This window comes from Pseudomonas sp. V98_8 (assembly GCF_029967975.1).
Lineage (GTDB): Bacteria > Pseudomonadota > Gammaproteobacteria > Pseudomonadales > Pseudomonadaceae > Aquipseudomonas > Aquipseudomonas umsongensis.
The window spans coordinates 206,742-219,139 of record NZ_JASCAE010000002.1 but is presented as its reverse complement, the minus strand read 5'-3'; the positions used below and the strand labels follow the sequence as shown (position 1 = coordinate 219,139).

At 57.8% G+C, this 12,398-nt stretch carries 12 protein-coding genes; 11 read left to right on the top strand and 1 reads right to left on the bottom strand.

Features of this window, described 5'->3' with window-relative positions; all coding sequences use genetic code 11:
- Positions 1-248 precede the first annotated feature (248 nt).
- From pnuC to QLG10_RS02545, 8 genes are all read left to right on the top strand, one after another.
- Positions 249-812 (top strand): nicotinamide riboside transporter PnuC, encoded by a 564-nt coding sequence (pnuC, locus tag QLG10_RS02580; RefSeq protein ID WP_110747513.1) that lies wholly within the window; start codon positions 249-251, stop codon positions 810-812.
- Entirely contained in the window at positions 809-1,333 is a 525-nt protein-coding gene (locus QLG10_RS02575; protein WP_282485424.1) for an AAA family ATPase, read from the top strand. The genes pnuC and QLG10_RS02575 overlap by 4 nt, the downstream gene beginning before the upstream one ends.
- Before the next feature lie 395 nt (positions 1,334-1,728).
- Entirely contained in the window at positions 1,729-2,106 is a 378-nt protein-coding gene (locus QLG10_RS02570) for a hypothetical protein (RefSeq protein ID WP_110747519.1), read from the top strand.
- Position 2,107: 1 nt separating this feature from the next.
- Positions 2,108-2,680: an adhesin gene (locus QLG10_RS02565; RefSeq protein ID WP_282485423.1), complete on the top strand. Its 573-nt coding sequence runs from the start codon at positions 2,108-2,110 to the stop codon at positions 2,678-2,680.
- 51 nt (positions 2,681-2,731) lie between these two features.
- A complete protein-coding gene (locus QLG10_RS02560) occupies positions 2,732-4,249 on the top strand; it encodes a heme utilization protein (protein ID WP_248677589.1) in 1,518 nt (505 codons plus the stop codon).
- A 61-nt stretch (positions 4,250-4,310) separates the two neighbouring features.
- Complete coding sequence (locus tag QLG10_RS02555; protein ID WP_020797151.1) at positions 4,311-4,991, top strand: C39 family peptidase; 681 nt, start codon at positions 4,311-4,313, stop codon at positions 4,989-4,991.
- A 33-nt stretch (positions 4,992-5,024) separates the two neighbouring features.
- Positions 5,025-5,771, top strand: coding sequence for a hypothetical protein (locus tag QLG10_RS02550; protein WP_110747530.1), 747 nt, complete (start codon positions 5,025-5,027; stop codon positions 5,769-5,771).
- A gap of 46 nt (positions 5,772-5,817) precedes the next feature.
- Positions 5,818-7,098, top strand: coding sequence for a hypothetical protein (locus QLG10_RS02545; RefSeq protein WP_033038538.1), 1,281 nt, complete (start codon positions 5,818-5,820; stop codon positions 7,096-7,098).
- A gap of 157 nt (positions 7,099-7,255) precedes the next feature.
- On the opposite strand, the gene QLG10_RS02540 is transcribed toward QLG10_RS02545, so the two are convergent.
- Positions 7,256-8,581 carry a sigma-54 dependent transcriptional regulator gene (locus QLG10_RS02540; RefSeq protein ID WP_110747532.1) on the bottom strand — a complete coding sequence of 442 codons (1,326 nt, stop codon included), beginning with the start codon at positions 8,579-8,581 and terminating at the stop codon, positions 7,256-7,258.
- Positions 8,582-8,924: 343 nt separating this feature from the next.
- Here QLG10_RS02540 and QLG10_RS02535 point away from each other — a divergent pair, with 343 nt between their 5' ends.
- The 3 genes from QLG10_RS02535 to nhaB all read left to right on the top strand — a co-directional run bounded on the left by QLG10_RS02535 (position 8,925) and on the right by nhaB (position 12,345).
- On the top strand, positions 8,925-9,191 hold the full coding sequence (locus tag QLG10_RS02535; RefSeq protein WP_110747535.1) for a hypothetical protein: 267 nt from the start codon (positions 8,925-8,927) through the stop codon (positions 9,189-9,191).
- 283 nt (positions 9,192-9,474) lie between these two features.
- Positions 9,475-10,764: a hypothetical protein gene (locus tag QLG10_RS02530; protein WP_188264501.1), complete on the top strand. Its 1,290-nt coding sequence runs from the start codon at positions 9,475-9,477 to the stop codon at positions 10,762-10,764.
- 78 nt (positions 10,765-10,842) lie between these two features.
- Positions 10,843-12,345 carry a sodium/proton antiporter NhaB gene (nhaB, locus tag QLG10_RS02525; RefSeq protein WP_110747540.1) on the top strand — a complete coding sequence of 501 codons (1,503 nt, stop codon included), beginning with the start codon at positions 10,843-10,845 and terminating at the stop codon, positions 12,343-12,345.
- Positions 12,346-12,398 lie beyond the last annotated feature (53 nt).

The following is a 12,398-nucleotide window of genomic DNA, read 5'->3' as shown; positions in this document are numbered from 1 at the left end:
TAATTTATTCAAAGCCGTTTACTGTAAATCAGCGTCGTTGAGTCCCGCGCGCACAAGCCTACGCAAAAATCTCCAGAGTTTTGTGAAAAATCAGTTTGATTTCAGGTTTTTGCGTGCGGGACGAAATCCTAGCAGACAAGTACGCCTAATGCTGTCGTGTTGCAGGCTCCGAGAGAGACGCTGCATCAAGCCTCTTCCCGGTAATCCGGTTACAATTCGCCCCCCTCTTCGATTTTCCAAGGAAACGTATGTCCGGGCTTGAACTGTTTGCCGCTACCCTCGGCGTCATTGCCGTCTGGTTGACGGTCAAGCAGAACCCTTGGTGCTGGCCGATCGGCCTGGTCATGGTGCTGATCTACAGCTGGATCTTTTTTGAGGTGAAGCTGTACTCGGACATGTTGCTGCAAGTGATATATGCCGCGCTGCAGATCTATGGCTGGTGGCAGTGGACGCGCGCAGGCCAGGCGCATCTTGGACGCGAGGTCAGCCGGCTGGAGGGGCAAGCAGTGGCTTCCGGGCTGGCCCTGGGCGCGCTCGGCAGCCTGTTGCTGGGCGCCGCCATGGCACACTGGACCGATGCCGCACAACCCTGGCTAGATGCCGCCCTCACGGCCTTCAGCCTGGTGGCGCAATGGTGGATGGCGCAAAAACGCCTGCAGTGCTGGCCATTGTGGATCGTCCTGGACTGCGTCTTCGTCGGTTTATTCCTCTATAAGGGGATGTACCTGACGGCTGCCCTGTATGGCCTGTTCACCCTGTTGGCCATTCAAGGCTGGCGGACATGGCGCAGCGACCCGGTGCTATGCCCATGAAGGTGCTGGTGCTGGCAGGACCGGAATCGAGTGGCAAAAGCTGGCTTTCGAGCGAGATTCACGCCAATTTCGGCGGCATATTGGTCGGCGAGTATGTTCGGTATTTCATCGAGAATGAAGCCCGGCTAACCTGCTACGAAGACATTACGCCCATAGCACTTGGCCAGCTTACGTGGGAAGATCAGGCACGGGCGAAACGGCCGCCACTGTTGATTCTCGATACGCACCTGTTAAGCAATGTACTTTGGAGTCGAACGTTGTTCGGCGCTTGCCCGTCGTGGATCGAAGGGGCTTTGCAGAAGCGCCATTACGACCTTCACGTGCTGCTGAGCCCGGATACCGTGGCCTGGCATGACGACGGACAACGTTGCCAGCCGCAACTGGAAGAACGCCAGGCTTTTTTCCAGGCCAGCCGCCAGTGGTTTGACCTGCATCGCCAGCCTTATCAGGTACTGCAAGGTGACTGGCAACAACGCAAGGACATGGCCTTCGAGGCTGTGAAACACTTGCTACGCACCTGACAGGGTGCGGCCCGGTGCTGCCAGAAAATGTCCATTCCTGAAACACCTCGCCCCGCGCAAAACCTCAAGCTAGAGCGGCTCGAGCATTTTCTCAAGAAAATGTTAAGCCACTGATACAACGCCCCCCAAACGACCTTAGCAAGCAACGCCGCCCACATGGACGGCACTTTCGCGCAGCTTTGTCTCAGTGACGTTACAAAGTGTTTTTCACCACCTCAACAGTTAAAGCCAAGCCACTGTTATCAAAGACAAAACAAAAACCGGCACACCTTCTGCTCTCTTCCCCTGCAACGCTGATAAGGGCCAGCGTTCCACTTACAGAAGGAATTGCCGCCGTGGGGAAACTCCAGAACAAAATCCATAGTCTCCTGCTGGTCGGATGCACACTGAGTTCAATGGCCTGCCTGTCTGCACAAGCGGACAACGGCATTATCATCATCAAGCGTGATGTCCAGGTGCGCAACGCGACGAGTGCGCCGCTCGTTCCCGACCCTAACCCCACGACCGTCAACGCCAACCCGTCCAAACAGATCCTCGCTCAAACCAACGAGTTGAGTGACGGTGACTTTGCCGGCGTTGCCAGTGGTGCAGGCATCTCCCGGCTGGTGACGCAAAACACCAACAATCTGGGCGGCAATATCAGCACCCAGACCCAGCTTTCCAATCTCCCCGCCGGGCGTTCGGGCAATTCCGGCAGCGGCATTGCCAACATGGTCAATTCAAACGTCCAGCAGGGCCTGGGCGCTTTGAGAATCATAACGGGAGACCGTTAAGATGAATCGTACGCTGCTGCTGATCGCCATGTTTTGCAGTGCATCGACCTTCGCCCAATCTCCCGTCATCAATAACGCCGACATCGACGGTTCGGGCTCGCAGTACCAGGGCAACCTTGGGGTCAACCAGGCGGCCGGCGACCTGCAGCAGCAGGCGAATGCCAGGGCCATCGTCAATGGCCATGGTGCCAGCGCGACCACAGAGATTCGCCAACGGCTACGTACCATTGTCGACCCCAGGATGGATGCTCACTCGAGCATTCAAGGCGACTCCTTCAGCCATGGCAATGGCGTGCTGGGCGTCAACCAGAGCGCGGGCGCCAGCACCCAGCAAGCCAACGCCTTGCGTATCAGCATCGGTACGCAACCGCAAAGTATCGACGACAGCGTCCTCAGGCAGCAGAACGTGACGCTGCTCAACAACTCCGATCCAACTGACTCTGCACCAGGCTATCGCCAGGTCACTACCAGTGACCAGGCTTTCACCGGTAGCCGCGGGGTGATTCAGCTGAATCAGAGCGCCGGGGTGGGAAACCGAATGGCCAACACCCTCAGCGTACGGGTCGTGGATTGACCCAAACAGGTAATAACAACACTTAACCTAAAATAAGTACGGAGAATCACCATGAAACCTTCGATGGCATTAAAGCCTCTGGTTTTCGCAATTGCTGCGGTCATGGCTGTTGCTGTACAAGCTGGCGATCGCCGTGACCACCACAATGGTCATCACAACGGCGGCAACCAAACCCCTCCTCCAAAAATGATCCCTATCAGCGCGACTGCCACTGCTAACGACAGACAAAGCAATACCGGCAACCGCATCTGGAATGAAGGGGTAGAAAACTCAGCCGAAATGAGCAGTTCGGCCGCAGGCGCAAGCGGCAACGTCGGCGTCAACGTGGCTGCCGGTAACGGCAACCAGCAAGACAACGCTGCCGCCATCGCCAACGCAGCGTCCGACAACGCCGCGATCGACAACAGCTTCGTGTTCGGCACTGCCACTGCCAGCGCTGACGTCAGGCAAACCAGCAACCGTAACGTCGTCAACAACTTCGGCGTAACCAACTCTGCCGTGATGAGTGGATCCGCCGATGGCAGCAGCGGTAACGTGGGTGTCAACATTGCTGGCGGCGACCTGAACCAGCAGAAAAACACCATGGCAATTGCCAACACCAATGCCCCGCTGGGTAGCGCAAGGGCCACTGCCTCCGCCAATCAAGACGGTCCTGGCCTGATCGTGAACAACACCGCTGACCGCACCTATCGCGTGGACACCATTACGGTGACCAAAACCGCAAGCGGTAGTGCCTCTCGCGAGAAATCCTTCGAGGCTAGCGGCAGTCAAAGCGCTTCGTCGAGCTGGGCCGCTGCCGGGTCCAAAAACTCCAGTGCCAGCGGTTCCTTCAGCCTGGATGCAAGCGGTTCCAAGAGCAGTAATGCCAGCGGCTCCAACAGCAGCAGCGCAAGCGGTTCCAACAGCATGGCTGCCAGCGGTTCCAACAGCAGCTCTGCCAGCGGTTCCAACAGCAGCAGCGCTAGCGGTTCATCGAGTGCTTCTTTGAACGCTTCCCTGGATGCTTCCCTGGATGCGGCAGCTGCGTCTTCGAGCTCCACTACCGTCAACTTCGGTTTTGGCGATCGCACCCGCAGCAGAGAGTCCGACGCATCGCTTACCGCATCGCTCAGCGCATCGCTTGACGTGTCGGTAGACAAATCGTACGACAAATCGCGCGAATCCTCGTTCGACAGATCTCGTGATTCCTCGTTCGACCGGTCTTACGACTCTTCGTACGAGAAAAATCGTGAATCCTCGTACGACAAATCGCGCGATTCGTCGTTCGAGAAATCGTTCGATACTTCGTTCGAGAAAGCGAACGCCTCCTCGTACGATAAGTCGGGCAGCAAGTCGTCCGAATCCGAGTACGCAAAAGCGAAAAGCTGGAGCGAAAGCAGCTCTTATGATTTGAGCAACACCTACTCTTATCAAGTGCTGACTCCAACCGGCTGGGCCAACCCTGTAACCAACACTGCAACCCTGAGCGGTTCGGTGAACGGCGGCAGCGGCAACCTGGGCGTCAACGTGGCTGCTGGTGTGGGCAACCAACAAAGCAACTCGTTGGCCATCTCCAACCAATCGTTCTAATGCTGTCAGTCGAGGCCCCCTTCCGGGGGCCTTTTCAACCCAACCAGAAGGCGTCCCCACCATGCGTATTATCGCCTTGGCAATCTTGCTTTGCGTGTCCAGTGTGATCGAGGCTGCGCAACTGCCGCTGTCCGTCCTGCCAGGCGGTGCGGTGGTGTACAAGCCGATCCAGAGCATTCGCGAGCGCAAGTTTGCCGACCTGGTGCAGCAGAAAACCGATTTCAGTTGCGGCGCCGCTGCGCTGGCGACCATTTTGCGCCAGGCCTACTGGCTTGACGTAGACGAAGAACAGATCATCGAAGGCATGCTGTCACATTCCGATCAGGATCTGGTTCGCGTCCAGGGCTTCTCCATGCTCGACATGAAGCGCTACGTGGAAAGTCTCGGGATGCGGGCGCGTGGCTATCGTGTGTCACCTGAATCTTTGAAGGAGATCAGGATTCCCGTGGTGGTACTCATGGACATCCGTGGCTACAAACACTTTGTGGTCATGCAAAGAGTCCATAACGACTGGGTCTATATCGGCGATCCGGTACTCGGGCACAAACGCTACAAAGTCGATGACTTTATCAAAGGCTGGAACGGCATCATCTTTGCCGTCATCGGCCAAGGCTACGACAAAAATAATGCATTGCTCGACCCGCCTCTGCCGCTGACTGCAAAGAACCGCGTCAATACCTTCAGCCCGGTGCAGGACGCGGAGTTGATGGATTTCGGCTTCATACAAAGTGACTTCTTCTAATAACAAGCGAGCATGATGCTCCGGGAGTATCCAATGAAGACTCCAATCTGGCTGGCCGTCGTTTGCCTGGCCGCCAGCCTGCCGATCCATGCAGAAATATTGAAACCCATTGAGTTGAACGACCAGGAACTGGCAAGCCTGCGCGGGCGATATGTCTTGCCGGGACGGATCATCAGTTTCGGCATTGCCATGACCAGCACGTGGCAAAACGCCAACGGGGAAGTGATCGGGGCAACGTCCTCGATGCAAATTCAACAGTCGACCATCAAGCCACAATTCTATGTGTCGTTGATCGACGAAAAAGGCACTGGCTCAGCGCGCACCCAAAGCACCGGTACTGGCACGGTCACCGGCGGTGGCGGCCTCAACAGCACCGAAGGCGTCACTCAAGTCGTGCGGGCTGCCGGCGACAACAACAGTGCCTACAACAACGTCGATATCAACGTTACCAAGGCCAACCAGGCGCCAGCCACGCCACAGCAGGGCCAGGCACTTGCCGCGGGCTCGACCTTGGTCGGTTCCAATGGCGCGGGCACGCTGAGCGTTTCCTCGAGCGGTTCTGGGGTACAACTTAACATCATGGCCAACAACAACCAGGGCAGCACCATGCAACGCCTGGCCCAGGGCGGGTTGATGCAGAACACGACGTTGCTCGGCAATAGCAACCAGGTCAGGAACCTCACATCGTTGAATGTCGTGCTGCGCGACAACATGGCGACAGCCGGCTCGTTGAACGGCAACCTGGACCAGCTCAAAGGTCTTCGCACTCAAGGATTCTGATCTACGCTCAGTCTCATCATCTGTAGTCAGAAGGGACGGCTAATCCATGCACCGATCGTTAACGTTCAGAGTTATCGTTTGTCTGAGTAGCCTGGCACCGGCCCCATTGCTATACGCAGCACCGGACCCCCAGGTAGAAGCACTAAAACAAGAACTCATGGAGTTGAAACAGCGTTACGAAGCACAACAGAACGCGCTGATGGTTCTCGAACAGCGCGTTCGACAAGTCGAAGAAGCTCCTGCTACACCTGCGCCCAAACGCCTGACCAAATCCCCCGCGGAATCGCCCAATAGTGGCCAGAAGGTGGCTACCGGCGCGCCCGGAACCACGGGCAGCTCCTATGGGCAGTCGCTCAAGGATGACTCGGAACCGGCGCAAAGCGTTTCCAACCTGTACGACGAAGCCAGCGGGTTCTTCGGCGGTGGCAAGTTCAGCGTCGAAACCGGCCTGACCTACACGCACTACGATACCCGTGCGCTGACGCTCAACGGCTTCCTGGCACTGGACTCGATTTTTCTCGGCAACATCAACCTGGACCGTATCAAGGCTGACAACTGGACACTGGACCTGACCGCCCGCTACAACGTAGCGCAACGCTGGCAGTTCGACATTAACGTCCCCGTGATCTATCGCGAGTCGACGTACTCCTCCGGTGGCGCCGGCGGCGCCGCCAACGGGGTTTCAGACGAAACCGTTACCCGCGACCCGGCCATCGGCGATGTGAACGTTGGCGTGGCCTACAAATTCCTCGACGAGTCGGCCAACTTGCCCGACGCGGTGGCGACACTGCGCATCAAGGCGCCAACCGGGGAAGACCCTTACGGCATCAAGCTGATCGAGGTCCCGGGCAACGATAACCTCGCGGTACCCGAAGACTTGCCGACCGGCAATGGTGTCTGGTCGATCACCCCGGGGATCTCGCTGGTCAAGACCTTCGACCCGGCCGTGCTGTTCGGCAGCTTGGCCTACACCTACAACATGGAGGACTCTTTCAGCGACATCAGCCCTCAGGTCAATTCCAAGGTGCCCGGGGACGTGAAACTGGGCGATTCCTGGCAGATTGGCGCCGGCATTGCCTTCGCCTTGAACGAGAAGATGAGTATGTCGTTCTCCTTCACCGATCAGTTCGCACGCAAGAGCAAGATCAAGCCGGATGGCGGCGACTGGCAATCGATCTCCAACAGCGACTACAACTCGGCCAACTTCAACATCGGCATGACCTTGGCCGCCACCGACAACCTTACGATCGTTCCCAACCTGGCCATCGGCCTGACCGACGACTCGCCGGATTTTTCCTTCAGCCTGAAATTCCCGTACTACTTCTGACCCACGACAAAGCCCCGTTGCGACTTCACTCGCAACGGGGCTTTTACTGTAGGAGCGAGCATGCTCGCGATGGTCCTCAACGATTACGCGGGAAGCCTGGCACCCCCGTGGTGTCCTGTGGTCCATCGCGAGCATGCTCGCGCCTACAGTATTGTGTTCAGCGAATTTGATGCTTGTGCAACAACCGGTAGAAGGTTGGCCTGGATATCCCCAAGACCTTGGCGGCAATGCTCAGGTTGTCGCTGTGGCGGTTTAGTACATCACACAAGGCCTGGCGCTCTGCCCGGTGCTTGTAGTCTTCCAGCGTGCCCATCGGCGCGGCAACGGTGTGATGGCTGATCAGCCCGAGGTCTCGCGCTTCGATCTGCCGGCCCTCGGCCAGCACCAACCCGCGCCGCACCCGGTTGGCCAGCTCGCGCACATTGCCCGGCCAGTCATGTTTGCCCATGGCTATCAGTGCGTCTTCACTGAAGCTGCGGGGACGGCGGCCCGTTTCGTGGCTGTAGAAATGGGAAAAATGGTTGGCCAGCATCGACAGATCGCCATTGCGCTCACGCAGGGGCGCGGTCGCGACTTGCAACACGTTCAGACGATAATACAGGTCTTCGCGAAAGCCTTTTTTTTCGATCGCCGCCTCAAGATCGACATGGGTTGCCGCCAATACCCGCACATCCACCGGAATCGGCTGACTGCCGCCCACCCGCTCGATGTGTTTTTCCTGGAGAAACCGCAACAGGCTCGCCTGCAGTTCCAGGGGCAGATCGCCGATCTCGTCGAGAAACAGCGTGCCACCGTTGGCCGCTTCGATCCGCCCGACCTTACGTTGATGGGCCCCCGTAAAGGCCCCCTTCTCGTGGCCAAACAGCTCGGACTGGATCAGGTGCTCGGGAATAGCCCCGCAATTGATCGCGACAAAAGGTTTGTTGTGGCGCAGGGATTGTCGATGCAGCGTACGCGCCACCAATTCTTTACCAGTACCGCTTTCGCCACGAATCAACACCGGCGATTCAGTGGGTGCCAGCTTGCTCAGTAACTTGCGCAATTCGCGTATGGGCTTGCTGTCGCCAAGCAGTTCGTGCTCGGGTTGATCGATATGAACCGTGCCCTGTCCGCGCAGCCGCGCCATGCCAAAGGCCCGACCCAACGTGACCTGGACCCTGGAGACATCGAATGGCAAGGTATGAAAATCGAAAAACCACTCGCAGACAAAGTCCCCGACATTCTGTAGCCGCAGGACATCCTGATTGAGTACGGCGATCCACTCGGTACCGCTGCGGCTGATCACCTCTTTGACGGTATCCGGATGCTCGAGGTGAAAGGGCTGTAATCGTAGCAAGCCCACGTCGCAACTACGATCGGCGGCGTTGTCCAGCGAACAGCTATCAACGTCCCATCCCACGGAGCGTAATCCCGGCAACAGACGATGGCAGTCGTCGCAGGGATCCACCACTAATAAACGACGTAACGCAGGCGCTTCGTTCATGTGATTTCCTTGACGCCAAATTTTAGGATTTTTTATTAAAAACAGTCATTTGGCGGACCTGGCTGTAACGTTAGCAAGAATTTGACGGGCGCTTGTACCGTTTGACTATAGGGCTTCTAGATAAAGAGTTATAAGAAGCGGGATTTTCCAGCCATCTGACGAAAGTTTTCTTTCATTACGCTTTCAACGCGAGGCTGTATCCTTGGGATGCGAAAGAAAGTTGAAATTTCTTTTGCTTGAGTGTGACCTGAACCCCGGTTGCGGGCATCAGTACAAGTAACCAGCCGAACGGTAAGCCCAACCGACGGCAATTGACTTGACTGGGCCTATAGAGAGACGACCTATGAACGCCCCACTCCGTGTCAACGAAGCTCTTTTGATTGCCGACCGCGCGTTTAAACCGTTCAAATGCGTGGCTTGGGCCCCACAAGACGGTAATGGCGAACTGACCCTGACCGTTATCGATCGCACCAATAACAATATTGGACGCACGCAGATCCCGAGCAGCGCCTATACCGATCCAGCGCAGCTTGAGTGCTTGCTGCAACAGGCCCGCGCCGAGCTGAGCGAAGAAGGCTACACCCTGCAATCATGGTCGATGCCGCAATAACTGTAGGGCGGATTACGCCAGGTAATCCGCATCCCTGGCTGGAATTAGTTGGCCTTTTTTTCACGCCAAGCGCACGCAAGACGCTTTCTTACTTGAACTTCGACGCGTCCTTAATTCTTTGCTGGCTTGCCATTGGTTCGAAAAGACACTGTTGTGGCACACAACGACCCTCCGCCTGTTAGTTCTAACAGTTGTGCATTTAATCATTCAGGGATTGAATATTCTCTAGACAGTCGCCACCGCCCAACTTCTGGATAAGGACGACTCGCAAGGAGATGCGTGCATGTCAATCCAGTCTGTTTTGGCTTTCCCGGCAACCGTCCGTGATGCTGGAAAGCTCGACACGACCTTCGCTGCCAAAGGCACCGCCCAGGTGTATTTCTTCGGCAGCACTTCAAGCCTGGCCAACGACATCGCGATTGATTCACAGGGCCGGCTATTGGTGGCGGCCAAGGTGACGATGCCGGGTGGCAGCCGCTTTGGCCTGGCGCGTTTGCTCAGGGACGGTTCAGCGGACCTGGCTTTCGGCAAACAAGGCAGCGTCATCGGGCAATTCGAACCGGGCTTCGAGGCCATGGCAGGCAAGGTACAGGTGCTGCCCAATGGGCACATCTTGATCGTCGGCCTGCAATACGAAAGCGAACACCGCACACTCCCCGCGCTGGCGCTGTTTGACTCGCTGGGCCAACCGGTCCGGCGTTTTGGCGACAATGGCCGTTGCGTCGTGCGGCTGCCAGGCAACTTTTCCCAAGGCATGCGCGATGTCTGGCTACCTCCGGGCGTACCAGGCGCCGAGGCCTGCGGCGTCGACGTGCAGGACGACGGTCGCATCCTGTTGGTGGCCAATCATCACTTCGAACTCGCCGATCATGCCGCCATGCTGATACGGCTGACCGCAGAGGGCGCGCTGGACAACAGCTTCAATGGCCGCGGCTTTGTGATGGTCAGGCACCTGCTGATGAATACCTGGCTCAGCAGTGTGACGGTGCAAGGTGACGGTCGCATCCTGGTGGGTGGCTCGATCAATTTCCCGGAAGAAGGCCTGGTGGCCCGCTATCATGCCGATGGCAGCCTGGACAGCAGTTTTGCCCTGGATGGCTTCATGAGTTTCATGGCAGGCGGACACAGTGCCCAAGTCAGCCAAATCGTCCAGCAGGCCAACGGCGACGTGCAATGTTTTGGCAGCAGCCGCGAACCCATGCGCTGCCTGGCCCTGAAAATGCACGCCAATGGACGTCCGGATCATCATTGCAATGGCGGTCAGGCGCAATTACTGGAAGTCGGTCGCAGCGGTTGCCAATGGACTGCCGCGCAGATACAGCCGGACGGCAGCGTGTTGACCGCCGGTGCCACCATTGGCGGCGTCGAGGCCGACTTTGTATTGGGCCGATACCTGCCGGGCGGGCAGCTCGATGGCGACTTTGGCGACGGCAGCGGATTTGTACGCACCCGACTGGGCCGCAGCCTTGACACGGCCACTTCGATCGCGGTGCAGGATGATGGCAACATCCTCGTCGGTGGCTATTCGCTGGACGGCAGTTATCGGGCAATCGTCGCACGCTACCTGGGCTAACTCGATAGACTTTTCCTACGCTTGATCTTCTGTTCGGCTTACGGCAAGTTGCGCGCTTCTTAACTCAAGGAGTAGCCGATGTCCGGCTCGATGGCCCAGGCGTTCGCGCACAATTTTCTCGGCAACTCACCGCGCTGGTACAAGGCCTGCATTGTCGGTTTCCTGCTTCTCAACGCCGTGACGTTATGGACCGCAGGCCCGGTGGTGGCTGGCTGGTTGCTGGTGCTGGAGTTCATTTTTACGCTGGCCATGGCCCTCAAATGTTATCCGCTGATGCCCGGCGGCCTGCTGTTGGTCGAAGCACTGTTGTTGAAAATGACCACGCCCCAGGCGCTCTATGACGAGTTGCTGCACAACTTCCCGGTGATCCTGCTGCTGATGTTCATGGTCGCCGGTATCTACTTCATGAAAGACCTCCTGCTGTTCCTGTTCTCGCGCCTGCTATTAGGGGTACGCAGCAAGGCCCTGCTGGCGCTGATGTTCTGCTTTTTGTCGGCGTTCCTGTCGGCGTTTCTCGATGCCCTGACCGTAACCGCAGTAATCATCAGTGCCGCCGTCGGGTTTTACTCGGTGTACCACCGCGTCGCCTCGGGCAGCGATCCGCGCCAGGACAGCGAGTACAGCGATGACCAGCACCTGCCCACCCTGCATCACGCCGACCTTGAGCAATTCCGCGCGTTTTTGCGCAGCCTGCTGATGCACGGCGCCGTGGGCACAGCGCTCGGTGGTGTGTGCACGCTGGTGGGCGAACCGCAGAACCTGCTGATTGGCCATGAAATGGGCTGGCACTTCGCCGAATTTTTCCTGCAGGTCGCGCCGGTGTCCTTGCCTGTGCTGGTCGCAGGCCTGGTCACCTGTGTCCTGCTGGAAAAGCTGCGCTGGTTTGGCTATGGCACGTTGCTGCCGGACAACGTTCGCACCGTGCTGGCCAACTACGCCGCCCAGGACAATTCCGAGCGCACTTCCCGCCAGCGTGCTGCGTTGCTCGTGCAAGGTGCGGCGGCCTTGATCCTGATTGCCGGGCTGGCCTTTCATGTGGCGGAAGTGGGCCTGATCGGGCTGATGGTGATCGTGCTGATCACCGCGTTCACCGGCATCACCGACGAGCACCGCCTGGGTAACGCATTCAAGGACGCCATGCCCTTCACCGCGTTGCTGGTGGTGTTTTTCGCCGTGGTGGCGGTGATCCACGATCAACAGTTGTTCACGCCATTGATCCATTGGGTGCTGGCCCTGCCCGCGGACCAACAACCGGGCATGCTGTACATCGCCAACGGCTTGCTCTCGGCCATCAGCGACAACGTGTTCGTGGCCACCATCTACATCACCGAAGTAAAACAGGCCTTCCTCTCCGGGCACATGAGCCGCGAGCATTTCGAGACGCTGGCGATTGCCATCAACACAGGCACCAACCTGCCCAGCGTAGCGACGCCCAATGGCCAGGCGGCCTTCCTGTTCCTGCTGACCTCGGCGATTGCACCGCTGATTCGCCTGTCGTATGGACGAATGGTGTGGATGGCGTTGCCGTATACCGTGGTGATGGGGATTCTGGGTTGGTATGCCGTGAGTTTCTGGTTGTAACACCTAACAAATGCGGGAGCGGGCTTGCTCGCGAAGGGGCCGTGCCAGGCAAC

Coding starts and splice junctions, on each gene's coding strand:
- QLG10_RS02530 (WP_188264501.1), top strand. CDS start 9,475: ATGTCAATCCAGTCTGTTTTGGCTTTCCCGGCAACCGTCCGTGATGCT.
- QLG10_RS02570 (WP_110747519.1), top strand. CDS start 1,729: ATGGCCTGCCTGTCTGCACAAGCGGACAACGGCATTATCATCATCAAG.
- QLG10_RS02565 (WP_282485423.1), top strand. CDS start 2,108: ATGAATCGTACGCTGCTGCTGATCGCCATGTTTTGCAGTGCATCGACC.
- QLG10_RS02550 (WP_110747530.1), top strand. CDS start 5,025: ATGAAGACTCCAATCTGGCTGGCCGTCGTTTGCCTGGCCGCCAGCCTG.
- QLG10_RS02560 (WP_248677589.1), top strand. CDS start 2,732: ATGAAACCTTCGATGGCATTAAAGCCTCTGGTTTTCGCAATTGCTGCG.
- QLG10_RS02545 (WP_033038538.1), top strand. CDS start 5,818: ATGCACCGATCGTTAACGTTCAGAGTTATCGTTTGTCTGAGTAGCCTG.
- pnuC (WP_110747513.1), top strand. CDS start 249: ATGTCCGGGCTTGAACTGTTTGCCGCTACCCTCGGCGTCATTGCCGTC.
- QLG10_RS02535 (WP_110747535.1), top strand. CDS start 8,925: ATGAACGCCCCACTCCGTGTCAACGAAGCTCTTTTGATTGCCGACCGC.
- QLG10_RS02555 (WP_020797151.1), top strand. CDS start 4,311: ATGCGTATTATCGCCTTGGCAATCTTGCTTTGCGTGTCCAGTGTGATC.
- nhaB (WP_110747540.1), top strand. CDS start 10,843: ATGTCCGGCTCGATGGCCCAGGCGTTCGCGCACAATTTTCTCGGCAAC.
- QLG10_RS02540 (WP_110747532.1), bottom strand. CDS start 8,581: ATGAACGAAGCGCCTGCGTTACGTCGTTTATTAGTGGTGGATCCCTGC.
- QLG10_RS02575 (WP_282485424.1), top strand. CDS start 809: ATGAAGGTGCTGGTGCTGGCAGGACCGGAATCGAGTGGCAAAAGCTGG.